The organism is Rhodoferax sp. PAMC 29310, assembly GCF_017948265.1.
Taxonomy (GTDB): Bacteria; Pseudomonadota; Gammaproteobacteria; order Burkholderiales; family Burkholderiaceae_C; genus Rhodoferax.
Genome location: NZ_CP072852.1, coordinates 1638462 through 1665410, shown reverse-complemented (window position 1 = coordinate 1665410; position 26949 = coordinate 1638462). Strand labels below are relative to the sequence as shown.

The window sequence follows — 26949 nt, the reverse complement described above, 5'->3', positions numbered from 1 at the left end:
GTGTCCTTAGCTCGCTGCTTTGTCGGCGGGCGTTGGTTTGGCCGCGCCAGACGGGGTCCAGGGCAAGGCTTTCACCGGTGCGCCGCCACGCAGTTTCTGAAAGCCGTCCACCATGACCTGGTCACCGGCCTTTAGACCATCAAGAATGACCCACTGTCCGTTTTGTTGGGCGCCAACCTTAACGGGGCGCGGGGCCACCTTGCCTTCGGCGTCGACCACCATGACCGAGTCACCCTGGTTGGAGCGGGTCACCGCTTGCTGGGGTAGGGTTATGGCGTTGCTGACTTTGGATTGCTCCAGGTGCACGCGCACATACAGTCCGGGCAGCAAAACACCGTCAGGATTGGGCACTTCGGCGCGCAGAGTGATTTGACCGGTGGTGGCGTCCACGGTCAGGTCGGTGAACAGCAGTTTGCCGGCACGGGCGTATTCAGTGCCGTCTTCCAGCACCAGTTTCACACTGGCGGCTTGGGTGCCGTTGGCACGTTTGAGTTGCCCGCCTTGCATGGCGCGTTGCAGCTTCATGACTTCAGCCGCAGACTGGGTGAAATTGACGTACATCGGATTGGTTTGCTGAATCACGGCCAACGGCGTGGCTTCGCCCTGGCCTACCAACGCACCTTCGGTTACCAGCGAGCGCCCAATGCGGCCCGAGATGGGCGCAGTGACGGCGGCGTAACTCAGGTTGATGCGAGCAGTTTGAACGGCGGCCTTGCCAATAGCCACGTCTGCTTCAGCTTGTTTTTGGGCGGACTGAGCGGCTACAAACTCTTGCTCGCTGATCGCTTTGGCAGCGGCCAGGGGCTTGTAGCGCTCGGCCTGGGCGCTGGCTTGCATCAGATTGGCCTCTGCCTTTGCCAAGTTGGCTTGGGCGCTGGCGTAAGTGGCTTGGTAGGGGCTGGCGTCAATTTCAAACAGGGATTGGCCTGCTGTCACGTCGCCACCTTCGCGAAACAAGCGCTTTTGTACTATGCCGGCCACTCGGGCCCGAACCTGCGCCACGCGGGAAGCTTCCAACCTGCCCGGCAATTCAGTGACCAAGCCGATATCACCGGGGGTGACGGTGACAACCCCGACCTGAGCGGGTGGCATGCCACCGGCAGGCCCGGCGGGTGCCGCTGCTTTGGGGCCGCAGCCGACCAGCACGGCGGCGAGGCTCAAGGCGCTGAGCGCCAGGGTGCGTTGAATCTTGGGGGCTTTTGGCAAGCCAGAGGACAGCCGGGCGCGGGAAGAGTGCATGGGTGTGTTCCGGAAAGGGATGGGGGTGGCCAACATTTTGGCACCCTCATTTGTAATAAATAAGACGTCGAAGTATACATACAGTCATGAATGTATGAAAATAGAGGCTTATTGCAGATTTGTAATGGGTCAACGAAGGAGGGCGACGATGGCGAGATGTACAAAAGAAGAGGCCCTGGCCACACGACACCGGTTGCTGGATGCGGCAGAGCATGTTTTTTCAGAGAAAGGCGTTTCGCGCAGCTCTTTAAATGATATTGCCCTGGCGGCTGGTGCGACGCGGGGTGCGATTTATTGGCACTTCAAGAACAAGACGGACTTGTTTCACGCCATGATGGAACGCATCACCATGCCCATGGAGGATGCGCTGCGCCAAATTGGGTGTGATGAAGACGCCGATCCGCTGGATCAGTTGCAGCGGGCTTTTCTAGACGCGCTGCGCAAGATTGAAACCGATGCACAAACCCGTCGGGTGTTCGAGGTGGCCATTCTGAAGGTCGAATATGTCGAAGAGCAGCTCGCGCTGCAGGAGCGCCATCGTCAGTGTCGTGACGATGCGGTGCAACAAATGCAACGCAGCTTGGAAAAAGCTTGTGTGCGTCGGGCTGTGAGTTTGTCCCTGCCTGCGGCGGCAGCGGCCCATGGTTTGCATGCCTTGATCGATGGTTTGATTCGCAACTGGTTGCTGGCTCCCACGGCCTTTGGCTTGGTGGCCGTGGCGCAGGCCAGTATGCAGGTCTATCTCACCGGGCTGGGTTTGCTGGTCTCGGTGCCGGTTGACGCACAAGCCATCCCCTAAACTTGCCCCCTATGTCGAAAAACTTGCGGATTTTGGGGATCGAGTCCTCGTGTGATGAGACCGGTGTGGCACTGGTGGAGCTGCGTGGCAGCGAGGTGCCTATCCTGTTGGCTCATGCCTTGTACAGCCAGATTGAAATGCATCAGGCCTATGGCGGCGTGGTGCCGGAATTGGCCAGCCGGGATCACATCCGCCGGGTGCTGCCCTTGACAGAGCAAGTGCTGGCTGAGTCGAAACAAACCCTCGCAGATATTGATGTGGTGGCCTTCACCCGCGGCCCCGGCCTGGCCGGCGCCCTGCTGGTGGGCGCGGGCGTGGCTTGCGCGCTGGGAGCGGCGTTGGGTAAGCCGGTGTTGGGCGTGCACCATTTGGAAGGTCATTTGCTCTCACCTTTTTTGAGTATTGACCCCCCTGAGTTCCCTTTTGTTGCCTTGTTGGTGTCTGGCGGGCACACGCAGCTGATGCGAGTTGACGGCGTTGGGCGCTATGACATGCTGGGCGAAACGATTGACGATGCAGCCGGCGAGGCGTTTGACAAGTCCGCCAAACTGCTAGGTCTGGGCTACCCCGGTGGCCCGGCGCTCTCCAAGCTGGCCGAGCAGGGGGACCCCACCGCCTTCAAGCTGCCGCGTCCTCTATTAAAGAGTGACAACCTCGATTTTTCCTTTGCTGGCCTGAAAACGGCGGTGATGGTGCAGGCCAAAAAACTGGCTGCTGCCCAAAACTGCCCGGTTGAGGCTTTGCCGGCACAGGTTTTGGCCGATCTGGCGGCCTCCACGCAGGCGGCGATTGTGGAGGTGTTGGTCAAAAAATCACTGATTGCGCTCAAAAAATCAGGTTTGAAGCGACTGGTCGTGGCGGGAGGCGTGGGCGCCAACCGTTCTTTGCGGGAGCAGTTGAACGCCGAATGCACCAAACGCCAGATTCGTGTGCACTACCCGGAGCTGCATCTGTGCACCGACAACGGCGCCATGATTGCCATGGCGGCCGCCATGCGGCTCCAATCGGGCCAGCAGGCTGCCAGCGAGGTGTACGCCTTTGACGTCAAACCCCGCTGGCCGCTGGATGCCATCCAAATAGGGTTGTAGCCCCTTTTTTCCTGCGCGGCTAGCTATTCAATTGATAGTGAACTGCCTGCGTCGCATTAGTTGATGGCCAGCTCGCTGACACGGCTGACTGGCACTTTTTTGCCCAATTTGAGGGTGAGCACCCCGTCAGCCAACTTGGCTTCACTGGTGCTCAAGTCAATGTCCTGCGGCAATTCCAAGGCAAACTGGTATTTGCGGGGTGCGCCTTCCCGGCTGTCCACACGTACCGTATTGCCTTCAATGCCAATGCTCAACTGGTCTTTGGCGATGCCAGGCACGTCGAACTTCAAAGTGAATGAGGTCTCGTCCTGCTCGGCAATGCATTGCTGCTGTTGAGTGCGGCGCTGGGCATCCACCAGAAAGCGCTCCAGAGAACGGCCTGCGGGGGAGTGGAGGTGACGGGAAAAACCAGCAGGACTTGTAGTGGCAAAAAACATGGTGAAACTCCTTGTGTACACTGCGCGGCGTTCGACATGAACCACCGCTTGTCCTAAATCTGTGAATGATTTGGCGACTTTCAAGAGATTTTTTAGTATGTTTATTTTTCCCCGCAAAGCCTTGAAATTACTGGCTGTGGCGCTAATTGCGCCTGCTTTTGCCATGGCGCAGCCGAGCGCTGCACCCATCAAAATCGCCCTGATTGAGGGTTTGAGTGGTCCGTTTGGCAACACCGGCGAGGCCGTGTTTCGCAATCTGTTGTGGGCGGTCGAGCGGGTGAATGCCCGCGGCGGCGTCAAGCTGGCGCCCGGCAATCGGCCCTTGGTGCTGCAGCGGTTTGACAGCAAAGGCCAGGCCGAAGAGGCCTTGTCGACCCTGAAGTCGTCCATTGATGAGGGTGCCCAGTTTGTGATGCAGGGTAATTCCTCGGCCACGGCGGCGGCTTTGATTGATGCGATCAACAAGCACAACGAGCGCGAGCCAGGAAAACGCGTGCTGTTTCTGAACTACTCTGCCGTGGACCCGACGCTGACCAATGAGAAATGCAGCTTTTGGCACTTTCGTTTTGACGCCCACGCTGACATGCGCATGACCGCCTTGATGGATGTGCTGAAAGACGACAAGGCGTTGAAAAGTGTCTACATCATTGGCCAGGATTACAGCTTTGGTCACGCCGTGGCTCGCGAAGCCAAGCGCCAACTCGGTGCATTGCGCCCTGATGTGCAGGTCGTGGGTGAAGAGTTGCACCCGTTGGGACGAGTCAAAGACTTTTTTCCCTATGCCGCCAAAATCAAGGCCAGCGGCGCCCAGGCCGTGATCACGGGTAACTTTGGCAATGACCTGACTTTGCTGGTCAAGGCGGCCAAAGACGTTGGGTTTGAGGGCAAGTTCTACACGTTTTACGGCAATGCGCTGGGCGCACCTGCAGCTATCGGTGTGGCCGGCATTGGCAATGTGGTTGCCGTGGCCGACTGGCTGCCCAACGTGCAAACAGCACAGAGCGAGGCGTTTTACCAATCGTTTCGGGAGCGATTCCCCAAACCCGTCGATGACTATGTTCACATGCGCATGCAACTCATGGTTGAGGCTTTGACACAGGCGATTGAAAAAGCCGGTACTACGAATTCAATAGCTGTCGCTGCTGAGCTGGAGAGGACTAAAGTCACTTTTTCAGGTCAAACCGGCGCCATGCGAGCGGCTGACCACCAATTCCAGCAGCCACTGGTGGTGGGCTTGATGGACCGGCAGGGCACGCCTGGGGTCAAGTTTGATGTCGAAGGGTCGGGCTACGGGTTTCGCGTCATCAAGACTGTAAGCGCCGCCAACGCCGAGTTGCCCACCAGCTGCAAGATGCAGCGGCCTGCTCCGTAAACGGGCGAACCTGTCCTGCTGGAACCCACGATGCGCAACGCTATCCAAAACTTGGGGGAGTCCCGCATACGGGAAGTCGCCAATGCGGGGCTGGGACGGCCCGATGTATTGGCGTTCTGGTTTGGTGAGAGCGACGAAGTCACCCCCGACTTCATTCGGCAAGCCGCCATTGACTCGATCCAGCGTGGCGAAACCTTTTACTCGCACAACCTGGGGCTGCCCGAGTTGCGTGAGGAAATCTCGCGGTACATGAGTGCTCGCCATGGCGCTGTCTCCGTCGACCGACTGGCTGTAACCAGCGGCGGGGTGAATGCCTTGATGCTGGCCATGCAGCAGTTGATTGACGCGGGCGATGAAGTGGTGGCCGTGACGCCGGTCTGGCCCAATCTGACCGCCCAGCCGGTGATTTTGGGCGCGCGCTTGGTCTGCGTTCCCTTGCGTCCGATCGATGGGGCCTGGCAGCTGGATCTGGAGACATTGATCAAGGCGATCACGCCAGCAACCAAGTTGCTGGTCATCAACGCGCCCAATAACCCAACTGGTTGGACGCTGTCGGCCGACGAGCAGCGTCGTTTGTTGGACCATTGCCGCCGCACGGGCACCTGGATTTTGGCGGACGAGGTGTATGAGCGCCTCGACTATGAGCCCTCTGCCAACGGCTGCGCCCCCAGCTTTCTGGACATTGCGACGCCCGAGGACCGCCTGGTTGTGGTGCACAGTTTTTCCAAGAGTTTTTTGATGACGGGTTGGCGTTTGGGCTGGCTGGTCATGCCGGCTGACATGACGCCGCACATGGGAAAGCTGATCGAGTTCAATACCTCGTGCGCCAGTGTGTTCACTCAACGGGCTGGCGTGGCAGCCCTGCAACGTACCGATGAGGTGACCCCTAGAGTAGTGGCTCAACTCAAAGTCTGCCGCGACACCTTGATTCCCTTGTTGAAGGCAATTCCGGGTGTGGAGGTCGCTGCGGCACCGGGGGGCATGTATGCTTTCTTCCGCTTGGAAGGCTTCGATAATTCTTTGGCGACGGCGAAGCGGTTGGTGCTGGAAGCTGGGTTGGGGCTGGCGCCGCGGGAGGCCTTTGCCCCAGAGGCGCGCGGTTGGCTTCGCTGGTGTTTTGCCTCGCGCGATCCGCAGCGACTGGTTTTTGGGGTGCAGCGGCTTGAAAAATGGCTGGCGCAGCAGGCGTTGCCGCCTTCTGATGCCGCGATTTAGACATTGAATTGATCAGAAAGAAATAAAAAATGCCTTATGTTGACTTTCTTCCAACCTGGCCGTTGAGCTCCAACACGCTGTTCTTTTTTGGCCTGTTGCTGTTTTGCGGCTCAATTGGTGGCTTTCTGGCGCACCGGCTATCGTGGTTGCCCAGTATCACGGGTTTCATGCTGGTCGGGTTTTTGGTGGGCCCCAATGTCATGGGACTGGTGAGCTACGAAGAGTTGGCGAGTTCGCGCATCGTGGTTGATGTGGCCTTGGGTCTGATTCTTTACCGGCTCGGATTGTCCTTGGACATCAAGGATTTGGTGCGAGACAAGTCGCTGCTGGCCATCTCGGTGGTCGAAAGCTCTTTGACTTTTGCGGTGGTCTATTACGGACTGGCCTGGGTGGGGGTGATTGGCTTGCCGGCTGCCGTGATCGCCGCCGTGGCAATTTCGTCCTCACCCGCTGTTTTGATTCATGTGGCGCACGAGTTGGGGGCGTCGGGCCCTGTCACTGATCGTGCCGAATCTTTGGTGGCGTTGAACAACGTGATCGCCTTCATGGTATTTGCTACCTTGTTGCCCGCCTTGTATGCGGAAGGCCAGGCCCCGATGGAGACCGTCATTGGCGCGCCTTTGTACAGTTTCCTGGGCTCGGCCGCGCTGGGCGGGTTGGCGGGTGTCGTTTTGCACTACACCGCCCGCAAATTCAAAGGCGCGACCCAGTACCACTTGGCGCTGGTGATTGGTGCTGTGGTGTTCACGCTGGGTGCGTCCATGATGTTGAACCTTTCCACCCTGTTTGCCCCTTTGGTGCTGGGCGTGGTGGTGCGGGGGATTGAGCGCAAAGACCTGATCTCCGATATGGAGTTCGGCCCGGCGTTCGAGTTGTTCTTTATTGCCTTGTTCGTCTATGCCGGTGCCAACCTGCACGTGGCGGAAATGGTGCAATACGCACCCGCTGCGGCTATTTTCGTGATTGGCCGCAGTGCGGCGAAATGGTTTGGCGTGGGTGCGACTTCCTACCTGTTCCGGCTACCGACGCGCCAGAGCACCACAACCGGGTTGCTTTTGTTGCCAATGGCAGGCCTGGCCATTGGTCTGGTCAATACCACCGTGGCTTTGTTTCCTGTGCATGGCGGGGTCGTCAGCTCTATCGTGCTGGCAGCGGTGGCCGTCATGGAAACCATCGGACCGCCCATTGCCGCGCGAGCGTTGCGCATGTCGGGCGATTCACTGTCAGGTGACGAGTCGCCGGAAGAGGGGACGCCTCACTGATTGGGGCCAGGAACGCAGCACAGGCTATAATCATCGGGCTTTGCATGTCGCAGAGCGCACGTCAGGGGCAATTCCAGTGCCTGACGCAAGTTGTAAATAAATATCAGGAACAAGAAATGATCGCATCCAGCATCAAAGCCGCTGTCGTCAAAGACAACGCTCGTCAAGCCGGTGACACCGGTAGCCCGGAAGTGCAAGTGGCACTGTTGACCGCGCGCATCAACGAACTCATGCCTCACTTCAAGACCCACGCCAAAGACCACCACGGTCGTCGTGGTCTGCTGCGCATGGTTAGCCGTCGCCGCAAGCTGTTGGACTACTTGAAGTCCAAAGATGCAAGCCGTTACGTTGCGCTCATCGCCAAGTTAGGCCTGCGTAAGTAAGCGATTGCTTGAATGACAAACGCCTGAGTTAGCCACCTAACTCAGGCGTTTTTTACTTCGGAGACGACAAAAACGGAGCGAAGCTGTGTCATTCCATAGGTAATTTGCGTAATTTTCGTGATTTTCTATGGAATGGCATCGTGTTCTGTGTTGTTGAATCCGGGCTCGGGCGAGGTGGCCTGCACCTCCCAATATGACCAGGAGATAACAAATGAGCATTTTCAATAAAGTCACAAAGACCTTCCAATGGGGTCAGCACACCGTCACCATGGAGACCGGCGAAGTCGCCCGTCAATCCACGGGTGCCGTGCTGTTGGACATGGATGGAACTGTGGTTTTGGCCACTGTGGTCGCAAAAACCACTGGCAAGCCAGGTCAGGATTTCTTCCCGTTGACCGTTGATTACCTTGAAAAATCGTATGCCGCCGGAAAAATTCCAGGTAGCTTTTTCAAGCGCGAAGGCCGCCCCAGCGAATTTGAGACATTGACCAGCCGTCTGATCGATCGCCCCATTCGCCCCCTGTTTCCTGAAGGATTTCTGAATGAAGTGCATGTGGTCATCCACACACTGTCGTTGAACCCTGAAGTTGATGCTGATATCGCCGCATTGATTGCCACCAGTGCAGCGTTGTCCATTAGCGGTATTCCTTTCAGCGGCCCCATCGGAGCAGCCCGTGTGGGTTACGTGAATGGCGAGTACGTGTTGAACCCCGGCCAAACTGCACGCAAAGATTCCATCATGGATCTGGTGGTTGCCGGTACCGAGGCCGCCGTTTTGATGGTGGAGTCGGAAGCGCAGCAATTGTCTGAGGAGATTATGCTGGGTGCCATCGTGTTCGGTCATGAGCAAGGCAACGTCGCAATCAACGCGATTCATGAATTGGTTCGTGACGCTGGCAAACCCATGTGGGACTGGAAAGCCCCCGCCAAGGATGAGCCCCTGATTGCCAAGATCGATGTGTTGGCCAAAGAGAAGCTTGTTGCTGCCTACCAGATTCGTAACAAACAAGCCCGCACCCAGGCTTGCCGCACGGCATACGCTGAAGTCAAGGCTGCGCTGACGGCAGATGGCGCTGCATTCGACTCAGTGGCTGTTGAAGGCATGTTGTTCGACATCGAAGCCAAAATCGTTCGCAGCCAGATTCTGGCTGGCGAGCCCCGCATTGACGGCCGTGACACACGCACCGTTCGTGCCATTGAGATTCGTAATAGCGTGTTGCCACGTACCCACGGTTCTGCTTTGTTCACCCGTGGTGAAACCCAGGCGTTGGTCGTGACCACCTTGGGTACCGAGCGCGACGCACAACGCATTGATGCGTTGTCAGGTGACTACGAAGACCGCTTCATGCTGCACTACAACATGCCTCCGTTCGCCACCGGCGAAACCGGCCGTGTCGGTACCCCCAAGCGTCGTGAGATTGGTCACGGTCGTTTGGCCAAGCGTGCCTTAATCGCCGTGTTGCCATCCAAAGAAGACTTCCCTTACACCATGCGTGTGGTGTCGGAAATCACCGAGTCCAATGGCTCGTCTTCCATGGCTTCCGTTTGCGGTGGATGCCTGTCCATGATGGACGCTGGCGTCCCCATGAAAGCTCACGTGGCAGGTATCGCCATGGGCCTGATCAAGGAAGACAGCCGCTTTGCAGTCTTGACCGACATCCTGGGTGACGAAGATCACCTTGGCGACATGGACTTTAAAGTGGCCGGTACCACCAACGGTATTACCGCGTTGCAAATGGACATTAAGATCCAGGGCATTACCAAGGAAATCATGCAAGTTGCTTTGGCTCAGGCCAAAGAAGCCCGCATGCACATTCTGGGCAAGATGCAAGATGCCATGGCAGAGGCCAAAACCGAGGTGTCCAACTTTGCGCCTCGTTTGTTCACCATGAAGATCAATCCGGAAAAAATCCGTGACGTGATCGGCAAGGGTGGTTCGGTCATTCGCGCATTGACTGAAGAAACCGGTACGCAAATCAATATTGACGAAGACGGCACGATCACTATTGCGTCGGCAGATCCAGCCAAGGCAGAAGAAGCCAAGCGTCGCATCGAGCAAATCACGGCTGAGGTCGAGATTGGCAAGATCTACGAAGGTCCAATCACAAAGATTCTGGACTTCGGCGCTTTGGTCAACTTGTTGCCAGGTAAAGATGGTCTGTTGCACATCAGCCAGATCGCCCACGAGCGTGTTGAGAAAGTCTCTGATTACCTGACCGAAGGCCAGATCATTAAAGTCAAAGTGATGGAGACGGATGAAAAAGGCCGCATCAAATTGTCGATGAAGGTTTTGCTGGATCGTCCGACTCAAAACTCAGGTGACCAGGCGTAAGCAATGAAATTGATAGCACCCTGCGCAGTTTGCGCGGGGGCTATGACTTGAAATGACCATGAAGGCTATTGAAATCTCCACCTTTGGTGCGCCCGATGTTTTGCGCATGACGGAGCGGCCGATGCCAGTACCTGGCGCGGGTGAGTTGCTCATTCGCGTCGCGGCCAGTGGCATCAATCGGCCTGATGTGCTTCAGCGCAAGGGTAGCTACCCAGCGCCTGCGGGTGCTTCTGACCTTCCAGGCCTGGAAGTGGCGGGAGTGATCGAGCAGGGCGATACGTATGAACTGGCTCAAGCGGGCTTGAAGGTTGGTGATCGCGTTTGTGCCTTGGTGTCTGGTGGCGGCTATGCCGAGTACTGCGTCGCACCTGTGATGCAATGCCTGCGCGTTCCAAAAGGCTTGACGGATGTCGAGGCCGCCTCCTTGCCTGAAACGTTTTTCACGGTATGGAGCAACGTCTTCGACCGTGGCGGCTTGAAGGCGAACGAAACCCTGCTGATTCAGGGAGGCTCGAGCGGTATCGGTGTGACTGCGATTCAGTTGGCCAAGGCGATGGGTGCCATGGTTATCGTCACGGCGGGCAGTGATGAGAAATGTGCTGCCTGTGTCGAACTCGGTGCAGACCATGCCATCAACTACAAAACCCACGATTTCCAGGTTGAGGTGAAGCGCTTGACGGATGGCGTCGGCGTGAATGTCATTTTGGATATGGTTGCCGGAGACTATGTGGCCAAAGAGGTAGAGTCATTGAGTGAGGACGGCCGCTTGGTCATCATTGCTGTGCAGGGTGGTGTCAAGGCCGAGATCAATGCCGGACTGGTGTTGCGACGCAGACTGACAATTACGGGCTCTACGCTCAGGGCACGTCCCATAGCGTTCAAGCACGCCATCGCACAATCGTGCTTGAAGCAGGTTTGGCCATTGATTGAGGCCGGAAAAATCAGACCTGTGGTCAATGCTACTTTTCCTGCCAACGAGGCGGCAAGTGCCCATGCCTTGATGGAGTCGAACCAGCATGTGGGAAAAATCGTTTTGACTTGGGGTGTTCCATGAAAAAGAAGCTCATTGCCGGCAACTGGAAAATGAATGGAGGCCTGACTGCCAACGAATCGCTTGTAAAGGCGTTGTTGGCTGGGCTGAAATCTCCATCGTGTCAGGTTGCGCTGTGTGCACCGTCCATCTATCTGTCTCAACTCCAGTTGTTGTTGGCGGGTGGCCCCGTCGATCTGGGCGCGCAAGACATGTCGCAGCACGAGGCCGGTGCATTTACTGGTGAAATCTCAGGTGCCATGCTGAAAGAATTTGGGATTCGTTACTGCATTGTTGGCCACTCGGAGCGTCGTCAATACCATGGTGAAACCGATGCATTGGTGGCGGAAAAAGCGCAGCGGGCGTTGGCTTGTGGGATCACCCCCATTGTTTGTGTCGGAGAAACTTTGTCGGAGCGGGAAGCAGGAAAAACTGAAGAGGTTGTTAAGCGACAATTAGCCGCAGTGATCCACACAAACGGTCATTGCATCAGTGAAATTGTGGTGGCCTATGAGCCAGTGTGGGCGATTGGCACCGGGAAAACCGCCACGACCGAACAGGCGCAGCAGGTCCACGCTGTATTGCGTGGGCAGCTGAAAGCAGCCTCTGCCCATGCTGACCGTATCCAGATACTTTATGGCGGCAGCATGAACGCAAGCAATGCGGCGCAACTGTTGAGCCAACCGGATATAGACGGTGGATTGGTGGGAGGAGCCTCCCTCAAGCCAGTGGATTTTTTGTCAATTATTGACGCGGCCCGCTGATATTCAGCGCGGACTATTTGAATTTTTGGAGTAATTAATGAATGCGTTGTTAACAGTATTGCTCGCCGTGCAAATGATCTCGGCTGTGGTGATGGTTGGACTTATCTTGATTCAGCATGGCAAAGGCGCCGACATGGGTGCCGCGTTCGGCAGCGGTGGCTCGGGTAGTCTTTTTGGGGCAACAGGAAGTGCGAATTTCTTGTCTCGCACGACCGCCGTGCTGGCAACTGTTTTCTTTGTTTCGACCCTTTTGCTGGCGTACTTTGGAGTCGCTCGCCCTGCGGCCAGCTCAGGAAGTGTGCTCGAGGGAGTGACTGCGCCCGCACCTGCTGCACCCGCTCCAGTCGTGCCTGCCGTGCCCGCCACCGGTGCCGCGCAAATCCCTGCGAACTAACAACAAATTGAATTCCCCCCCTCTCCGGAGTCGGAAACAGGGTGTTTTCAGGCTAAAATTGCGGTTGTTCCGATTGCTAGATAACGCATGTTCCTCATGCAGTCGGGGTAACTGAAAGCAGCCGTCGTGGTGAAATTGGTAGACACGCTATCTTGAGGGGGTAGTGGCGAAAGCTGTGCGAGTTCGAGTCTCGCCGACGGCACCAGATAATAGGCTTGTTGCATGCTACGGCAACAAGCCAAGACCTTGACCAGAGCCTCCAGATGAACCTTGATCAGTACTTGCCCGTTCTTTTGTTCATTTTGGTTGGTATCGCGGTTGGGGTTGTTCCTCAGGTTTTGGGCTACATACTCGGTCCAAATCGTCCTGACCCTGCGAAAAATTCCCCGTATGAATGTGGTTTTGAGGCGTTTGAAGACGCTCGCATGAAGTTTGACGTCCGCTACTACCTCGTGGCGATCCTTTTCATCATTTTTGACCTTGAAATCGCCTTCTTATTTCCTTGGGCTGTGTCGCTCAAAGAGGTTGGCTTGCTAGGTTTTTGGTCTGTGATGGTGTTCTTGAGTGTTCTGGTTGTAGGTTTTATCTACGAGTGGAAAAAAGGGGCCCTTGACTGGGAATGATGCAATGATTGAAGGCGTATTGAAGGAAGGTTTTGTCACGACGAGTTACGACTCCGTGATGAATTGGGCTAAAACAGGCTCTGTTTGGCCAATGACCTTTGGCTTGGCGTGTTGCGCTGTTGAGATGATGCATGCCGCAGCGGCGCGCTATGACATCAGCCGCTTTGGTGCCGAGGTGTTTCGTGCAAGCCCGAGGCAATCGGATCTGATGATTGTGGCCGGAACGCTGTGCAACAAAATGGCGCCGGCGTTGCGCAAGGTCTACGACCAGATGTCTGAACCCCGTTGGGTGATCAGCATGGGGTCCTGTGCCAATGGCGGTGGCTATTACCACTACAGTTATTCAGTTGTTCGTGGTTGCGATCGCGTTGTACCTGTTGATGTTTATGTTCCAGGCTGCCCGCCGACTGCCGAGGCTCTTCTGTACGGCATCATGCAATTGCAGCAAAAAATTCGCCGTACCCAAACTATTGCCCGTGCTTGAGGAAGTCTAGATGACTGTTTATGCCGTTAATGTTGATGCTCTGAAGCTCACGGTTGCTAATTTGCTGGGTGATAAGCTAAAAAGCATCAATGTGGCCCTGGGTGAGATCACCGCAATCGTCAGTGCTGCGGACTATCTGGATGTGGCCAAAGTGTTGCGCGACGATCCAAGCTGTGCCTTTGAGCAATTGATCGACCTATGCGGAGTCGATTACTCAGAGTACAAAGATGGCGGTTACGAGGGAGCACGGTTTTGCGTTGTTATTCACTTGTTGTCCGTCAGTTTGAATCAGCGAATTCGACTCAAAGTTTTTGCGCCTGATGATTCGTTCCCCAGTTTGCCGAGCGTCAATGATCTGTGGAATTCTGCAAACTGGTTTGAGCGAGAAGCGTTTGATCTGTTTGGAATTGTCTTTGAGGGGCATAACGACTTGCGTCGAATATTGACCGACTATGGATTTATCGGTCATCCCTTCAGGAAAGACTTCCCGGTCACCGGCCACGTTGAAATGCGTTATGACGCCGAAAGCAAGCGCGTGATTTATCAGCCCGTCACGATTGAGCCACGTGAGGTGACCCCACGTATTGTTCGTGAGAATAATTATGGAGGACTGCATTAAGCAGGTTGCTCATGGCTGAAATCAAAAACTACACACTTAACTTTGGTCCACAACACCCGGCCGCGCACGGCGTGCTCAGATTGGTATTGGAGCTTGACGGTGAGGTGATTCAACGCGCGGATCCGCATATTGGCTTGTTGCATCGCGCGACGGAAAAGCTGGCGGAAAGCAAGACGTTTATTCAGTCGTTGCCTTATATGGATCGATTGGACTATGTGTCCATGATGTGCAATGAGCACGCTTACTGCCTAGCGATTGAAAAGTTACTGGGAATTGATGTTCCTGTTCGGGCTCAATACATCCGGGTGATGTTTGCGGAGATTACCCGCTTGCTCAACCACCTGATGTGGTTGGGTTCGCATGGAAATGACTGCGGCAGTTCAACGATTTTGATCTACACGTTTCGAGAGCGTGAGGATTTGTTCGATATGTACGAGGCGGTCAGCGGTGCTCGCATGCACGCAGCATATTTCCGACCGGGTGGCGTCTATCGGGACTTGCCTGACTCGATGCCTCAATACAAGGCCAATAAAGTCCGAAATGCCAAAGGTATCGCGGAACTCAATGCCAATCGTCAAGGCTCGCTGCTTGACTTTATTGAAAATTTCACACAACGGTTCCCCACCTATTTGGGGGAGTACCACACGCTTCTGACTGAAAATCGAATTTGGAAGCAGCGCACAGTGGGAATCGGTGTCGTTTCCCCAGAGCGTGCGCTGAATATGGGTTTTACAGGTCCTATGCTGCGCGGTTCAGGTATTGCGTGGGATCTGCGTAAAAAGCAACCTTATGATGTTTACGATCAAATGGACTTCGATATCCCCGTAGGCCAGACCGGCGATTGCTACGATCGCTATTTGGTCCGCATGGAGGAAATGAAGCAGTCGAATCGAATTATCAAGCAATGTGTGGATTGGCTTCGAGCCAACCCAGGGCCGGTGATTACAGATAACCACAAGGTGGCAGCGCCTGATCGGGAGTCCATGAAGTCGAACATGGAGGAGTTGATCCACCATTTCAAGTTGTTCACCGAAGGCTTCCATGTGCCGGAAGGCGAAGCCTATGCAGCTGTTGAACACCCTAAAGGCGAGTTCGGCATTTATTTGGTTAGTGACGGAGCAAACAAGCCTTATCGATTGAAAATTCGACCACCAGGCTTCGTGCACTTGGCCGCTTTGAATGAGATGGCTGGGGGGCACATGATCGCCGACGCCGTTGCAGTTATCGGGACAATGGATATTGTGTTTGGAGAGATTGACAGATGACCCCGGCAATAATGACTCCTTCCATGCAAATGCGATTTGAGAAAGAGGTCGCGAAGTACCCGTCTGACCAAAAGCAATCTGCGGTAATGGCCTGCTTGGCAATCGTTCAGCAAGACCAAGGTCACGTCAGTGCTGAAAGTGAGAAAATCGTCGCCGATTTCCTCGGCATGGCGCCAATGGCGGTGCATGAAGTCACAAGCTTCTACAACATGTACAACCAGAAGCCCGTTGGAAAATACAAGCTGAATGTCTGCACCAATTTGCCATGTCAACTGCGAGATGGCGGCAAAGCCCTTCAGTATCTGGAGCAAAAGCTCGGCATTCACATGAATGAAACCACCGCTGATGGAGTGTTTACTCTACAGCAGTGCGAGTGCTTGGGAGCCTGTGCCGACTCACCGGTTTTATTGGTGAATGACCGGACCATGTGCAGTTTTATGAGCAACGACAAGCTGGATCAGCTGGTCGATGGGCTCCGTGCGGCGGAGGCTAAATAATGTTTGCTGAAAAACTACTTGCTCAATTTCAATCAACTGGTGTGCAAACGTGTTTTCACGATCGGCATATCAATCCGCAGATTTATGCTGAATTGAATGGCGTCAATTGGCGTTTGAAAGACTATGAAGCGCGTGGTGGGTACCAAGCGCTTCGAAAAATTCTCGCCAAAGATGGTGGTGAAGGGCTATCGCAGGATCAAGTCATTGCTGTGGTGAAAGAGTCTGCATTGCGCGGACGGGGTGGCGCCGGATTTCCAACTGGATTGAAGTGGAGCTTTATGCCCCGTCAATTTCCGGGACAAAAGTATTTGGTGTGTAACTCCGACGAAGGAGAGCCGGGGACCTGTAAAGATCGAGAAATTCTTCAGTTCAATCCTCATATTGTGATTGAAGGCATGATCATCGCTGCCTATGCCATGGGCACGTCGGTTGGGTACAACTACATTCACGGCGAAATCTTCAAAAGTTACGAGCGCTTTGAAGAGGCGCTGGAAGAGGCTCGATCCGCTGGCTTGTTGGGCGACAATATTTTGGGCAGCAACTTCAGTTTTCAGTTGCATGCAGCCCATGGCTTCGGCGCATACATATGCGGCGAGGAAACCGCATTGCTGGAATCGTTGGAAGGCAAAAAGGGCCAACCCCGATTTAAACCCCCTTTTCCAGCAAGTTTTGGTTTGTATGGAAAGCCCACCACGATTAACAACACCGAGACTTTCGCGGCTGTGCCTTGGATCATTCGAAATGGTGGTCAAGCCTATCTGGAATGCGGCAAGCCCAACAACGGTGGGACCAAGATCTACTCCATCAGCGGCGATGTTGAGCTTCCGGGCAATTACGAAATTCCGATGGGCACACCTTTTTCGAAGCTACTCGAAATTGCAGGTGGCGTGCGCAAAGGGCGACAGTTGAAGGCCGTCATCCCGGGTGGTTCGTCGTCGCCGATTCTCCCTGCAAGCATCATGATGGACTGTACGATGGACTACGATTCCATTTCCAAAGCTGGCTCCATGCTCGGGTCAGGCGCGGTCATTGTTTTGGATGACAGCCGCTGCATGGTCAAAAGTTTGCAACGACTTAGCTACTTCTATATGCACGAGTCGTGTGGTCAATGTACGCCCTGTCGTGAGGGGACCGGTTGGTTGTCCCGCATGGTTGACCGTATCGAAAATGGGCAAGGGCGTCCCTCTGATCTGGATTTGTTGAATTCGGTCGCTGACAATATTCAGGGACGAACCATCTGCGCCTTGGGTGACGCCGCCGCCATGCCTGTGCGCGCCATGATCAAGCACTTCCGCCATGAATTTGAATACCACGTCGAGCACAAGACCTGCATGGTCCCTGCATACGTTTGAGCGAGTCCCAAGATGATTGAAATTGAACTCGACGGAAAAAAGGTTGACATTGTCGAAGGCAGCATGATCATGCATGCCGCCGAAAAAGCTGGCACCTACATTCCACATTTCTGCTATCACAAGAAACTCAGCATCGCCGCCAATTGCCGCATGTGCCTGGTTGACGTAGAGAAGATGCCCAAGCCAATGCCAGCCTGCGCCACGCCGGTGACACAGGGCATGATCGTTCGGACCAAAAGCGACAAGGCGATCAAGGCACAGCAGTCAGTGATGGAATTTTTGCTGATCAATCACCCGTTGGATTGCCCTATTTGTGACCAAGGCGGCGAATGCCAACTTCAAGACCTTGCTGTTGGTTATGGCGGCTCATCTTCCCGCTACGAGGAGGAAAAACGGGTCGTTGCAGTGAAGGACATTGGGCCTTTGGTTTCCATGCAGGAAATGAGCCGTTGTATTCATTGCACACGTTGCGTTCGCTTTGGCCAAGAGGTCGCTGGAGTGATGGAATTGGGCATGTCCCACCGCGGCGAACACGCAGAAATTGAGACTTTCATTGGGCAGACGGTTGATTCGGAGTTATCGGGCAACATGATCGACATTTGCCCGGTCGGCGCTTTGACCAGCAAGCCGTTCCGCTACAGCGCGCGTACTTGGGAACTGTCTCGACGCAAATCCGTAAGCCCCCATGATTCGACGGGTGCGAATTTAGTGGTTCAAGTTAAGAGCAACAAGGTCATGCGGGTCGTTCCCTTTGAAAACGATGCAGTCAATGAATGCTGGATTGCGGACAGAGACCGGTTTTCGTATGAGGCGCTCAATGGCGAGGAGCGCTTGACATCGCCAATGATCAAGCAAGGTGGCGTATGGTCCACCGTTGATTGGCAGACGGCGTTGGAATATGTTGCCAATGGTTTGAAGCAGGTTAAGTCAGAGCACGGCGCAGGTGCGATTGGCGCGCTAGTTAGCCCCCATTGCACCATCGAAGAGCTGTCCCTGACCGCGGCCTTGGTCCGTGGGCTAGGAAGTGAAAATATTGACTACCGGCAACGCAATGCCCAATTCGGGACCGTTCCAGGCGCTCGCCACCTTGGCACCAGCATTGCCAGTCTGTCGGAGTTGCAGTGTGTACTGGTGGTTGGGTCGAGCTTGCGCAAGGATCATCCACTGATGGCGCAGCGGGTACGTCAATCGGCTCGCCGTGGGTGTAGCGTTCTTCGCGTTGCAGATTCCATGGAGGACTGGGCGATGCCGGTCGCACACAGCTTGATTGTTGACAGCCGTCAATGGGTTCAGGCTTTGGCCGATGTGGCCTGTGCGGTGGCCGCCGAAAAAGGAGTAGAGGCTCCTGCAAACGGCAATGTAAGTGATGTCGAAGTGAAGATCGCACAGTCGCTGCTTGGCGGCGAACAAAAAGCTATTTTGCTGGGCAACGCAGCGGCACATCACGAGAAAGCAGTAAGCATCTTGGCTTTGGCCAATTGGCTTGGCGACCACACCGGTGCGACGGTTGGCTACCTGTCCGAGGCAGCGAATACGGTGGGTGCGCAGGTGGTTGGGGCTATTCCCGGCGACTCCGGAATGAATGCCGCACAGATGCTGAAGGGTTCTTTGAAAGCGGTGCTGCTGCTGAATACCGAGCCTGAGTTTGACTCCGCCGCTGGCACAGATGCAATCAAGGCACTGTCAAGTTCGGAGATGGTTGTGACGCTCAGTCCGTTCAAAGCCAACATGGCCTTCAGCGATGTATTGCTGCCAATTTCACCATTTACTGAAACATCTGGTTCGTTCGTCAATGCCGAGGGTCGAATTCAAGGCTTCCACGCCGTGGTGAAACCTTTGGGAGAAACGCGTCCCGCCTGGAAGGTGGTTCGCGTTTTGGCGAACATGCTGGATTTGCCTGGCTTCGATGTCGAATCAACGGTAGATGTGTTGGCCCGGATTCATGGGGGGGCTTTGGTGGGATGTACTCACGTACCAGCATCCTTGCTGAGCAATGTCGTCGTCTCTTCCATTGACTTGTCGCCAGCTCATAACAAACCTGCGACTGCCTCGATTTATCAACTTGATGGAATTGTGCGTCGCGCGGCAAGTTTGCAATGTACCGCGGATGCCAGTGCGGATTCCGCGTCGGAGGTGACCGCATGATTGATGTCATTTTTTCATTTGGTCAAGGTTTGATCGGCGCGTCGTGGTGGTCTGGCGTTGCTTGGCCTGTGATTTGGACGTTGCTCAAAATTGTGGTCGTTGTTTTGCCACTGATGGGGGCAGTCGCTTACCTGACGCTTTGGGAGCGAAAGTTCCTCGGATGGATGCAAGTTCGGGTGGGTCCAAATCGGGTTGGTCCGTTGGGTTTGCTTCAACCCATTGCCGATGCATTGAAGCTGCTGGGGAAAGAGGTGCTGATGCCCACCGCAGCGAGCAAGGGTTTGTTCTTTATCGGTCCTGTTTTGACAATCATGCCGGCCATGGCTGCTTGGGCTGTCATCCCTTTTGGGCCTGATATCGCATTGGCCAACATTAACGCCGGTCTGTTGTTTGTGATGGCCATCACGTCGATGGAGGTCTACGGCGTTGTGATTGCTGGTTGGGCGTCCAACTCGAAATACTCTTTCCTGGGTGCGTTGCGGGCTTCAGCTCAGATGGTCAGTTACGAGATCGCCATGGGATTTTGCTTGGTGATTGTGCTCATGGTTTCGGCGAGCATGAATTTGACCGACATCGTGACTGGCCAAGGACGGGGGTACTTTTCATCGATGGGTTTGAATTTCCTGTCTTGGAACTGGCTACCTCTGCTGCCAATATTTGTTGTCTACATTATTTCCGGCTTGGCAGAGACTAACCGACATCCGTTTGACGTGGTTGAGGGGGAGGCGGAAATCGTTGCGGGACATATGGTCGAGTATTCGGGCATGTCTTATGCCATGTTCTACCTCGCGGAATATGCCAATATGTGGCTGATCTCAATCTTGGCCGCCATCATGTTTCTGGGTGGGTGGATTTCTCCCATCGACAGTGCGCTTTTCAACTGGATTCCGGGCTGGATATGGTTGGGCGTCAAAACTTGTGTAGTCGTCAGTTTGTTTATTTGGGTACGAGCGACCTTCCCACGGTTTCGGTATGACCAGATCATGCGTTTGGGCTGGAAGATATTCATCCCCATCACTTTGATCTGGTTGGTCGTCGTTGGTGGTTGGATGCAAACATCTTTCAATATCTGGAAGTAAAAAGAGTTGAATATGTCTACTACCGCGCGAGCCTCCACCACGCCAGCATTTTCATTGCGAGACTTCTTATCAAGTTTCCTGCTTTTGGAGCTATTCAAAGGCATGGCATTGACTGGCCGTTACCTGTTCCGACGGAAGGTGACCATCCAGTTTCCTGAAGAGAAAACCCCACTTTCTCCGCGCTTTCGCGGGTTACATGCTTTGCGCCGATACGAAAATGGTGAAGAGCGTTGTATTGCCTGCAAGCTGTGCGAAGCAGTGTGTCCGGCGATGGCGATTACCATTGAATCTGAGATTCGCGATGATGGATCTCGGCGTACCAGTCGATATGACATTGATCTGACCAAGTGCATTTTTTGTGGTTTTTGCGAAGAAAGCTGCCCGGTGGACTCGATCGTGGAGACACACATCCTGGAATACCACGGAGAGAAGCGCGGCGATCTCTACTTCACAAAAGAAATGTTGCTAGCCATAGGCGATCGCTATGAAGGCGAGATTGCTGCAAGCAAAGCGGCCGACGCCAAATATCGCTGATTTGGCATAAGAAAGAATTTTCACCGATGGATGTCAAGACCGGTCTCTTTTACGTTTTCTCTTTGGTATTGCTGTTTGCAGCATTTCGAGTCATTACGGCTCGGAATCCTGTGCATGCCGCATTATTTCTTGTGCTTTCCTTTTTCCAGGCCGCAATGATCTGGATGCTTTTGAAGGCCGAATTCCTGTCAATTACCCTCGTGCTTGTTTACGTTGGCGCAGTGATGGTGTTGTTTCTATTTGTTGTCATGATGATGGATATCAACATGGACAGTGTCAGACAGGGGTTTTGGCGTCACTTTCCGTTGGCCGCTGTCGTCGGGGTATTGATTGCGTTTGAAATGGCCGCCGTTCTGATGGGTGGGTTCAATGTGAGCGACGAACCGGTCGTATCCGTTGGCGTTGGGCAAACCTTGATTGCGACCAACAACACGAAGGAACTTGGAATCCTTTTGTATACCGAATACGTCTATCCGCTACAGATTGCAGCGGCGATTCTGTTGGTGGCAATGATTGCAGCAATCGCATTGACTTTGCGGCGTCGTAAGGACAATAAATCGGTGAATCCGTCGGATCAGGTCCGTGTGAAATCCCGTGATCGCATGACCGTACTCAAGATGCCTGTTACCAAAGTGGCGCTCGAGGCGGAGCCATCTTCCGTCGAGATGCCCACTCAAGAGGAGAAAAAATAATGACACTAACTCTTGGACATTTCTTATCTCTTGGGGCAATGCTGTTTGCACTGTCTGTCATCGGCATTTTTTTGAACCGAAAAAACTTGATTGTTTTGCTGATGGCTATCGAGTTGATGCTGTTGGCAGTTAACACCAATTTTGTGGCCTTTTCTCACTACATGGGAGATATGCACGGCCAGATCTTTGTGTTCTTTATTCTGACTGTTGCTGCGGCTGAGTCTGCGATCGGTCTCGCCATATTGGTTTTGTTGTTCCGGAATAAGTCAAGCATTAACGTTGACGAATTGAATACGCTCAAGGGTTAAGAAAATGAGTCAAACCCTATCTGCAGCTACCCTACTAACTGTGCCGTTGGCGCCTTTGGCCGGCGCGATTTTGGCCGGAGTATTGGGGACCAAATTCGGTGGCAATTGGATTGGTCGCCGTGCTTCCCACTCGCTGACTATCTTCGGCGTATTGCTATCTTTCATTTTGTCAGCCATGACTCTGAAAAGCGTCGCCCTTGACGGCGCGCGTTTCAACGAGACTCTCTACACCTGGATGGTTGTAGGCGGGTTGAAAATGGAAATTGGTTTTCTCGTTGACGGCCTCACTGCCATGATGATGTGTGTCGTGACCTTCGTTTCGTTGATGGTTCACATTTACACCATTGGATACATGGAGGAAGACGAGGGGTACAACCGCTTCTTTGCATACATCTCATTGTTCACCTTCTCAATGTTGATGCTCGTTATGAGCAACAACATGCTCCAGCTGTTTTTTGGCTGGGAAGCAGTCGGGTTGGTGTCCTATCTTTTGATTGGATTTTGGTTTAACAAACCGACAGCAATCTTTGCCAACATGAAGGCCTTCTTGGTCAATCGAGTCGGTGACTTCGGTTTCATTTTAGGAATTGGGTTGATTGTTGCCAACGCTGGCACGCTCAATTACGCAGAGGCTTTCGCAAAGGCAAACGAACTGTCGTTGCTGACATTTCCAGGTACTGACTGGATGTTGATTACCGTGATTTGTATTTGTCTGTTCGTCGGCGCGATGGGTAAGTCCGCACAATTTCCGCTGCACGTATGGCTTCCGGACTCCATGGAAGGGCCGACCCCAATTTCAGCCTTGATTCACGCTGCAACCATGGTGACTGCGGGCATTTTTATGGTGGCCCGTATGTCGCCATTGTTTGAGCTCAGTGAGACAGCACTTAATTTTGTGTTGATCATTGGAGCCATCACTGCGTTGTTTATGGGTTTCTTGGGGATCATCCAGAACGACATCAAGCGTGTGGTTGCTTACTCCACCTTGTCCCAGTTGGGATACATGACGGTGGCCCTTGGTGCATCTGCCTATTCGGTCGCTGTTTTTCACCTCATGACCCACGCCTTTTTCAAGGCGCTGCTGTTCCTGGCGGCTGGTTCGGTGATCATCGGTATGCACCACAATCAGGATATTCGATGGATGGGCGGTGTTCGCAAGTACATGCCCATCACATGGATCACCACGCTTTTGGGGTCCTTGGCCTTGATTGGTACTCCTTTTTTCTCAGGTTTCTATTCCAAAGATGAAATCATCATGGCGGTGCATGCCAGTACCTTGCCTGGTGCGGGCTTTGCCTACTTTTCGGTTTTGGCTGGCGTATTTGTTACCGCTTTCTATTCTTTCAGGTTGTATTTTTTGGTGTTTCATGGCAAGGAGCGATACGACCAGAATCCTGACGCTCACCACGATGATCACCATGGAAAGCAAGAGGCTCATCACAGCCCACATGAGTCGCCATGGGTAGTCACTGTGCCCTTGATTTTGTTGGCCATTCCTTCTGTCGTCATTGGTTTTTTGACCATCCAACCGATGCTGTTCGGAGACTTCTTGAAAGATGCGATCTTTGTGAATGCCGATATTCACAAAGGAATGATGATGCTTGCTGAGGAGTTTCATGGCCCGGTGAAGCTTGCGCTGCATGGTTTGACATCCTTGCCATTTTGGCTTGCCTTGTCCGGCGTTGTTTCGGCGTACTACATGTATATCGTCAACCCCGCATTGCCAGCAGCAATCAAATCTCGTGTTCTCCCTCTCTACAACGTCCTGGAAAACAAGTATTTTCTGGATTGGATCAATGAGAACGTTCTGGCTCGTGGAGCGCGCGCTTTGGGGACATTGCTCTGGAAGGTGGGTGATCAGTTCATTATTGACGGCACACTGGTCAACGGATCATGGAAAGTGATTGGTCGCTTGTCTGGCGCGGTGCGCAAGGCTCAATCTGGCTACTTGTATCACTACGCGTTGGTGATGATCTTGGGTGTCTTTGTGCTTATGACGTATTTCGTCTGGCTCAAGTAGGAGAATAATAAAAATGGGATTGTTGAGCCTGGCTATTTGGACGCCGATCTTCTTTGGCGTCGTTTTGCTTGTCCTGGGTCGTGACGAGCACGCCCGTGTAGTTCGCTGGTTTGCGCTGATTGGCGCCCTGGTAAGCTTTCTCGTAACCTTGCCACTGTACAACGGGTTCGAATTGGGAACTGCTGCCATGCAGTTTGTCGAACACGCGCCGTGGATCGAGCGTTTCAATATCAACTACCACCTCGGTGTTGATGGAATTTCTCTGTGGTTCGTTGTCCTCACTGCATTCATCAATGTGGTTGTTGTGATTGCGGGTTGGGAAGTGATTATCCGGCGGGTCAACCAATACATGGGCGCCTTTCTCATTCTGAGCGGATTGATGATTGGCGTTTTCTGCGCGCTCGATGGCATGTTGTTTTACGTCTTCTTTGAGGCGACCTTGATTCCGATGTATTTGATCATTGGTATTTGGGGTGGTCCCAACAAGATCTACGCGGCGTTTAAGTTTTTTCTCTACACGCTGCTTGGCTCCCTGTTGATGCTGGTGGCGCTCATTTATCTTTATATCCAATCGGGCGGTAGTTTTGACTTGGCCGATTGGTACCAATTGCCTCTGAGCGGCAAAGAGCAAACCCTGCTGTTTTTCGCATTTTTGGCAGCGTTTGCTGTGAAAGTTCCGATGTGGCCTGTGCACACATGGTTGCCAGACGTTCACGTTGAAGCACCTACGGGTGGTTCGGCAGTGCTGGCGGCCATCATGTTGAAACTGGGGGCCTATGGTTTCCTTCGTTTTTCGATGCCGATAGCACCCGACGCTTCGCGAGAGTGGGCATGGCTGATGATCACCTTGTCCCTGATTGCGGTTGTCTATGTCGGCTTGGTGGCAATGGTTCAGAAAGATATGAAGAAGCTCGTAGCGTACTCATCAGTTGCACACATGGGTTTCGTGACTTTGGGATTTTTCATCTTCAATGACTTGGGCGTCTCTGGCGGCTTGGTTCAGATGATTGCACACGGCTTTGTTTCTGCTGCGATGTTCCTGTCGATTGGAGTTTTGTATGACCGTGTCCACTCTCGGGAAATCGCAAGTTACGGTGGTGTCGTCAATACGATGCCGAAATTCGCCGCCTTTGCGTTGTTGTTTGCGATGGCAAATTGCGGGTTACCTGGCACAGCAGGTTTTGTTGGTGAGTGGATGGTTATTCTGGGTGCGGTCAAAGCCAATTTTTGGCTAGGATTCGCAGCGGCTAGCGCCTTGATTTTCGGAGCCGCTTACACCTTGTGGATGTTCAAGCGGGTCTATCTTGGACCGGTAGCCAATGAAGACGTGAAAGGGCTCGTTGATATCAACGGCCGCGAATTCTTGATGCTTTCATTGCTTGCCATTGCCGTCCTGTACATGGGAATTTATCCAAAACCTTTCACCGATGTGATGGATACCTCAGTGGCCCATTTGCTTCAACACGTTGCGTTGTCCAAGCTGAATTGATCAGTCTGCGTTGACCAAATTGAATTAAGAGACAGAACATGATCGACAAACTCAGTTGGATCTCGGTTTACCCAGAGATCATCCTGCTTGTAATGGGGTGCGTCATTGCGATTGCTGACCTTTCCGTGAAAAGCCCTCGTCGTACCGGAACCTACGTGCTGACTTTAGTGACTTTGGCGGTTGTGGCGGCCCTGCAGGCCAGTTACGCCAGTGCTGGTGTCACCTTTTATGGCTTTGGTGATATGGTTGTTAGCGACCAGATGGGCAATTGGTTGAAGGTGTTTGCGACCTTGGCCGTGATGGTCACCTTAGTCTATGGTCGTCCGTATGCGGCTGACCGCGACATGATGCGAGGTGGAGAGTTGTTTTCACTAAGCGTTTTTTCGCTGCTCGGAATGTTTGTCATGATCTCCGGCAACAACTTTTTGGTGATCTACCTGGGGTTGGAACTGCTCACATTGTCAAGCTACGCGTTGGTTGCCTTGCGTCGTGATGACGCGACTGCGACTGAGGCTGCCATGAAGTATTTTGTGCTGGGCGCACTCGCTTCGGGTTTCTTCCTCTACGGCTTGTCAATGATGTACGGTGCTACCGGTTCTTTGAACGTGAATCAGGTGTTTGCCGCCATTAATTCTGGTCAAGTGAACCACCAGGTTTTGATGCTGGGACTGGTTTTTTTGGTCGCCGGTTTGGCTTTCAAACTGGGGGTGGTTCCTTTTCATATGTGGATTCCTGACGTCTATCAAGGGGCGCCTACGGCGGTGACTTTGCTGATTGGTGGGGCGCCCAAGTTGGCCGCATTTGCCATTTTCATTCGCCTGCTCGTAGAGGGCATGTTGCCACTTGCCTTTGACTGGCAACAGATGCTGATGGTGTTGTCTGTAGGATCTCTGTTGATCGGAAATCTCGCAGCAATTGCTCAGACCAACATCAAACGGATGTTGGCGTTCTCGACCATTTCGCAAATGGGTTTTGTTTTGCTGGGTTTGATGTCTGGTGTGATCGACGGAAATATGCGTTCTGCGGCAAACGCGTACAGCTCGTCGATGTTCTATGTGATCTCCTACGTATTGACCACATTAGCCAGTTTTGGCGTGATCATGTTGTTGGCGCGCGAGGGCTTCGAAAGTGAAGAAATCTCCGATTTTTCCGGTCTGAATCAGCGCAGCCCACTTTACGCAGCGGTGATGGCGATTTGCATGTTTTCGCTAGCGGGCATTCCTCCTATGGTCGGGTTTTATGCCAAGTTGTCAGTTCTGCAGGCGTTGATTGCCTCCGGTTTGGCTGTTCACATTGGACTGGCCGTCTTTGCGGTGATCATGTCGCTGGTGGGTGCCTTCTACTACCTGCGAGTCATTAAAGTGATGTACTTTGATGAACCTACGTCGAGCGCTGAAATTTCTGCGCCAATGGATGTGCGGGCCGTGCTCACGATCAATGGTGCGCTTGTCCTTGGATTGGGCATCTTGCCTGGTGGATTGATGGCGCTTTGCGCGCATTCCATCATTCAAATGCTTAGAACCTGAG

The 26949-nt window shown here is 53.7% G+C and carries 26 protein-coding genes and 1 tRNA gene; 25 read left to right on the top strand and 2 right to left on the bottom strand.

Annotated features, from left to right (window positions below):
- Positions 1-6: 6 nt before the first annotated feature.
- Entirely contained in the window at positions 7-1239 is a 1233-nt protein-coding gene (locus J8G15_RS07620; protein WP_210546897.1) for an efflux RND transporter periplasmic adaptor subunit, read from the bottom strand.
- 148 nt (positions 1240-1387) lie between these two features.
- Here J8G15_RS07620 and J8G15_RS07615 point away from each other — a divergent pair, with 148 nt between their 5' ends.
- Both J8G15_RS07615 and tsaD read left to right on the top strand, forming a co-directional pair.
- Positions 1388-2038, top strand: coding sequence for a TetR family transcriptional regulator (locus tag J8G15_RS07615; RefSeq protein ID WP_210546896.1), 651 nt, complete (start codon positions 1388-1390; stop codon positions 2036-2038).
- 23 nt (positions 2039-2061) lie between these two features.
- The gene (tsaD, locus tag J8G15_RS07610; RefSeq protein WP_210547503.1) at positions 2062-3126 is read left to right on the top strand and encodes a tRNA (adenosine(37)-N6)-threonylcarbamoyltransferase complex transferase subunit TsaD; all 1065 of its coding nucleotides are present in this window, start codon (positions 2062-2064) and stop codon (positions 3124-3126) included.
- A 56-nt stretch (positions 3127-3182) separates the two neighbouring features.
- Here tsaD and J8G15_RS07605 read toward each other — a convergent pair whose 3' ends face one another.
- Positions 3183-3563 (bottom strand): Hsp20/alpha crystallin family protein, encoded by a 381-nt coding sequence (locus tag J8G15_RS07605; protein WP_210546895.1) that lies wholly within the window; start codon positions 3561-3563, stop codon positions 3183-3185.
- Positions 3564-3660: 97 nt separating this feature from the next.
- Here J8G15_RS07605 and J8G15_RS07600 point away from each other — a divergent pair, with 97 nt between their 5' ends.
- The 23 genes from J8G15_RS07600 (at position 3661) to nuoN (ending at position 26948) form a co-directional block, all read left to right on the top strand.
- Positions 3661-4935 carry a branched-chain amino acid ABC transporter substrate-binding protein gene (locus J8G15_RS07600; RefSeq protein WP_210546894.1) on the top strand — a complete coding sequence of 425 codons (1275 nt, stop codon included), beginning with the start codon at positions 3661-3663 and terminating at the stop codon, positions 4933-4935.
- 30 nt (positions 4936-4965) lie between these two features.
- Complete coding sequence (locus tag J8G15_RS07595) at positions 4966-6150, top strand: pyridoxal phosphate-dependent aminotransferase (RefSeq protein ID WP_210546893.1); 1185 nt, start codon at positions 4966-4968, stop codon at positions 6148-6150.
- A gap of 29 nt (positions 6151-6179) precedes the next feature.
- Complete coding sequence (locus J8G15_RS07590) at positions 6180-7412, top strand: cation:proton antiporter (protein ID WP_210546892.1); 1233 nt, start codon at positions 6180-6182, stop codon at positions 7410-7412.
- Between the two features lie 116 nt (positions 7413-7528).
- Positions 7529-7795, top strand: a complete 267-nt coding sequence (gene rpsO, locus J8G15_RS07585; protein ID WP_210546891.1) for a 30S ribosomal protein S15 — start codon at positions 7529-7531, stop codon at positions 7793-7795.
- Between the two features lie 211 nt (positions 7796-8006).
- On the top strand, positions 8007-10127 hold the full coding sequence (gene pnp / locus J8G15_RS07580) for a polyribonucleotide nucleotidyltransferase (RefSeq protein WP_210546890.1): 2121 nt from the start codon (positions 8007-8009) through the stop codon (positions 10125-10127).
- Positions 10128-10185: 58 nt separating this feature from the next.
- Positions 10186-11181: an NAD(P)H-quinone oxidoreductase gene (locus J8G15_RS07575; RefSeq protein WP_210546889.1), complete on the top strand. Its 996-nt coding sequence runs from the start codon at positions 10186-10188 to the stop codon at positions 11179-11181.
- On the top strand, positions 11178-11921 hold the full coding sequence (tpiA, locus tag J8G15_RS07570; RefSeq protein WP_210546888.1) for a triose-phosphate isomerase: 744 nt from the start codon (positions 11178-11180) through the stop codon (positions 11919-11921). Before J8G15_RS07575 ends, tpiA begins: the two co-directional genes overlap by 4 nt.
- Before the next feature lie 37 nt (positions 11922-11958).
- Positions 11959-12315: a preprotein translocase subunit SecG gene (secG, locus tag J8G15_RS07565; RefSeq protein ID WP_210546887.1), complete on the top strand. Its 357-nt coding sequence runs from the start codon at positions 11959-11961 to the stop codon at positions 12313-12315.
- Between the two features lie 120 nt (positions 12316-12435).
- Positions 12436-12520: transfer RNA gene (locus J8G15_RS07560), tRNA-Leu, on the top strand.
- A 58-nt stretch (positions 12521-12578) separates the two neighbouring features.
- Positions 12579-12938 (top strand): NADH-quinone oxidoreductase subunit A, encoded by a 360-nt coding sequence (locus tag J8G15_RS07555; protein ID WP_210546886.1) that lies wholly within the window; start codon positions 12579-12581, stop codon positions 12936-12938.
- A gap of 4 nt (positions 12939-12942) precedes the next feature.
- Positions 12943-13422 (top strand): NADH-quinone oxidoreductase subunit B family protein, encoded by a 480-nt coding sequence (locus J8G15_RS07550; protein ID WP_210546885.1) that lies wholly within the window; start codon positions 12943-12945, stop codon positions 13420-13422.
- A gap of 10 nt (positions 13423-13432) precedes the next feature.
- On the top strand, positions 13433-14041 hold the full coding sequence (locus J8G15_RS07545) for an NADH-quinone oxidoreductase subunit C (RefSeq protein WP_210546884.1): 609 nt from the start codon (positions 13433-13435) through the stop codon (positions 14039-14041).
- An 11-nt stretch (positions 14042-14052) separates the two neighbouring features.
- On the top strand, positions 14053-15306 hold the full coding sequence (locus J8G15_RS07540) for an NADH-quinone oxidoreductase subunit D (RefSeq protein ID WP_210546883.1): 1254 nt from the start codon (positions 14053-14055) through the stop codon (positions 15304-15306).
- Positions 15307-15335: 29 nt separating this feature from the next.
- On the top strand, positions 15336-15803 hold the full coding sequence (gene nuoE / locus J8G15_RS07535; RefSeq protein ID WP_370627513.1) for an NADH-quinone oxidoreductase subunit NuoE: 468 nt from the start codon (positions 15336-15338) through the stop codon (positions 15801-15803).
- The gene (nuoF, locus tag J8G15_RS07530; protein ID WP_210546882.1) at positions 15803-17155 is read left to right on the top strand and encodes an NADH-quinone oxidoreductase subunit NuoF; all 1353 of its coding nucleotides are present in this window, start codon (positions 15803-15805) and stop codon (positions 17153-17155) included. Before nuoE ends, nuoF begins: the two co-directional genes overlap by 1 nt.
- Before the next feature lie 12 nt (positions 17156-17167).
- Entirely contained in the window at positions 17168-19300 is a 2133-nt protein-coding gene (gene nuoG, locus J8G15_RS07525) for an NADH-quinone oxidoreductase subunit NuoG (protein WP_210546881.1), read from the top strand.
- Entirely contained in the window at positions 19297-20379 is a 1083-nt protein-coding gene (gene nuoH, locus J8G15_RS07520) for an NADH-quinone oxidoreductase subunit NuoH (protein WP_210546880.1), read from the top strand. The genes nuoG and nuoH overlap by 4 nt, the downstream gene beginning before the upstream one ends.
- A gap of 12 nt (positions 20380-20391) precedes the next feature.
- Positions 20392-20913, top strand: coding sequence for an NADH-quinone oxidoreductase subunit NuoI (gene nuoI / locus J8G15_RS07515; protein WP_210546879.1), 522 nt, complete (start codon positions 20392-20394; stop codon positions 20911-20913).
- A 26-nt stretch (positions 20914-20939) separates the two neighbouring features.
- Complete coding sequence (locus J8G15_RS07510; protein ID WP_210546878.1) at positions 20940-21605, top strand: NADH-quinone oxidoreductase subunit J; 666 nt, start codon at positions 20940-20942, stop codon at positions 21603-21605.
- Complete coding sequence (nuoK, locus tag J8G15_RS07505; protein WP_210546877.1) at positions 21605-21913, top strand: NADH-quinone oxidoreductase subunit NuoK; 309 nt, start codon at positions 21605-21607, stop codon at positions 21911-21913. Before J8G15_RS07510 ends, nuoK begins: the two co-directional genes overlap by 1 nt.
- A gap of 4 nt (positions 21914-21917) precedes the next feature.
- The gene (gene nuoL / locus J8G15_RS07500; protein WP_210546876.1) at positions 21918-23933 is read left to right on the top strand and encodes an NADH-quinone oxidoreductase subunit L; all 2016 of its coding nucleotides are present in this window, start codon (positions 21918-21920) and stop codon (positions 23931-23933) included.
- Positions 23934-23946: 13 nt separating this feature from the next.
- Positions 23947-25422 carry an NADH-quinone oxidoreductase subunit M gene (locus J8G15_RS07495; protein ID WP_210546875.1) on the top strand — a complete coding sequence of 492 codons (1476 nt, stop codon included), beginning with the start codon at positions 23947-23949 and terminating at the stop codon, positions 25420-25422.
- A gap of 38 nt (positions 25423-25460) precedes the next feature.
- Positions 25461-26948 (top strand): NADH-quinone oxidoreductase subunit NuoN, encoded by a 1488-nt coding sequence (gene nuoN / locus J8G15_RS07490; protein ID WP_210546874.1) that lies wholly within the window; start codon positions 25461-25463, stop codon positions 26946-26948.
- Position 26949: the final 1 nt, after the last annotated feature.

Coding starts and splice junctions, on each gene's coding strand:
- J8G15_RS07620 (WP_210546897.1), bottom strand. CDS start 1,239: ATGCACTCTTCCCGCGCCCGGCTGTCCTCTGGCTTGCCAAAAGCCCCC.
- J8G15_RS07615 (WP_210546896.1), top strand. CDS start 1,388: ATGGCGAGATGTACAAAAGAAGAGGCCCTGGCCACACGACACCGGTTG.
- J8G15_RS07605 (WP_210546895.1), bottom strand. CDS start 3,563: ATGTTTTTTGCCACTACAAGTCCTGCTGGTTTTTCCCGTCACCTCCAC.
- J8G15_RS07600 (WP_210546894.1), top strand. CDS start 3,661: ATGTTTATTTTTCCCCGCAAAGCCTTGAAATTACTGGCTGTGGCGCTA.
- J8G15_RS07595 (WP_210546893.1), top strand. CDS start 4,966: ATGCGCAACGCTATCCAAAACTTGGGGGAGTCCCGCATACGGGAAGTC.
- J8G15_RS07590 (WP_210546892.1), top strand. CDS start 6,180: ATGCCTTATGTTGACTTTCTTCCAACCTGGCCGTTGAGCTCCAACACG.
- rpsO (WP_210546891.1), top strand. CDS start 7,529: ATGATCGCATCCAGCATCAAAGCCGCTGTCGTCAAAGACAACGCTCGT.
- pnp (WP_210546890.1), top strand. CDS start 8,007: ATGAGCATTTTCAATAAAGTCACAAAGACCTTCCAATGGGGTCAGCAC.
- J8G15_RS07575 (WP_210546889.1), top strand. CDS start 10,186: ATGAAGGCTATTGAAATCTCCACCTTTGGTGCGCCCGATGTTTTGCGC.
- tpiA (WP_210546888.1), top strand. CDS start 11,178: ATGAAAAAGAAGCTCATTGCCGGCAACTGGAAAATGAATGGAGGCCTG.
- secG (WP_210546887.1), top strand. CDS start 11,959: ATGAATGCGTTGTTAACAGTATTGCTCGCCGTGCAAATGATCTCGGCT.
- J8G15_RS07555 (WP_210546886.1), top strand. CDS start 12,579: ATGAACCTTGATCAGTACTTGCCCGTTCTTTTGTTCATTTTGGTTGGT.
- J8G15_RS07550 (WP_210546885.1), top strand. CDS start 12,943: ATGATTGAAGGCGTATTGAAGGAAGGTTTTGTCACGACGAGTTACGAC.
- J8G15_RS07545 (WP_210546884.1), top strand. CDS start 13,433: ATGACTGTTTATGCCGTTAATGTTGATGCTCTGAAGCTCACGGTTGCT.
- J8G15_RS07540 (WP_210546883.1), top strand. CDS start 14,053: ATGGCTGAAATCAAAAACTACACACTTAACTTTGGTCCACAACACCCG.
- nuoE (WP_370627513.1), top strand. CDS start 15,336: ATGCGATTTGAGAAAGAGGTCGCGAAGTACCCGTCTGACCAAAAGCAA.
- nuoF (WP_210546882.1), top strand. CDS start 15,803: ATGTTTGCTGAAAAACTACTTGCTCAATTTCAATCAACTGGTGTGCAA.
- nuoG (WP_210546881.1), top strand. CDS start 17,168: ATGATTGAAATTGAACTCGACGGAAAAAAGGTTGACATTGTCGAAGGC.
- nuoH (WP_210546880.1), top strand. CDS start 19,297: ATGATTGATGTCATTTTTTCATTTGGTCAAGGTTTGATCGGCGCGTCG.
- nuoI (WP_210546879.1), top strand. CDS start 20,392: ATGTCTACTACCGCGCGAGCCTCCACCACGCCAGCATTTTCATTGCGA.
- J8G15_RS07510 (WP_210546878.1), top strand. CDS start 20,940: ATGGATGTCAAGACCGGTCTCTTTTACGTTTTCTCTTTGGTATTGCTG.
- nuoK (WP_210546877.1), top strand. CDS start 21,605: ATGACACTAACTCTTGGACATTTCTTATCTCTTGGGGCAATGCTGTTT.
- nuoL (WP_210546876.1), top strand. CDS start 21,918: ATGAGTCAAACCCTATCTGCAGCTACCCTACTAACTGTGCCGTTGGCG.
- J8G15_RS07495 (WP_210546875.1), top strand. CDS start 23,947: ATGGGATTGTTGAGCCTGGCTATTTGGACGCCGATCTTCTTTGGCGTC.
- nuoN (WP_210546874.1), top strand. CDS start 25,461: ATGATCGACAAACTCAGTTGGATCTCGGTTTACCCAGAGATCATCCTG.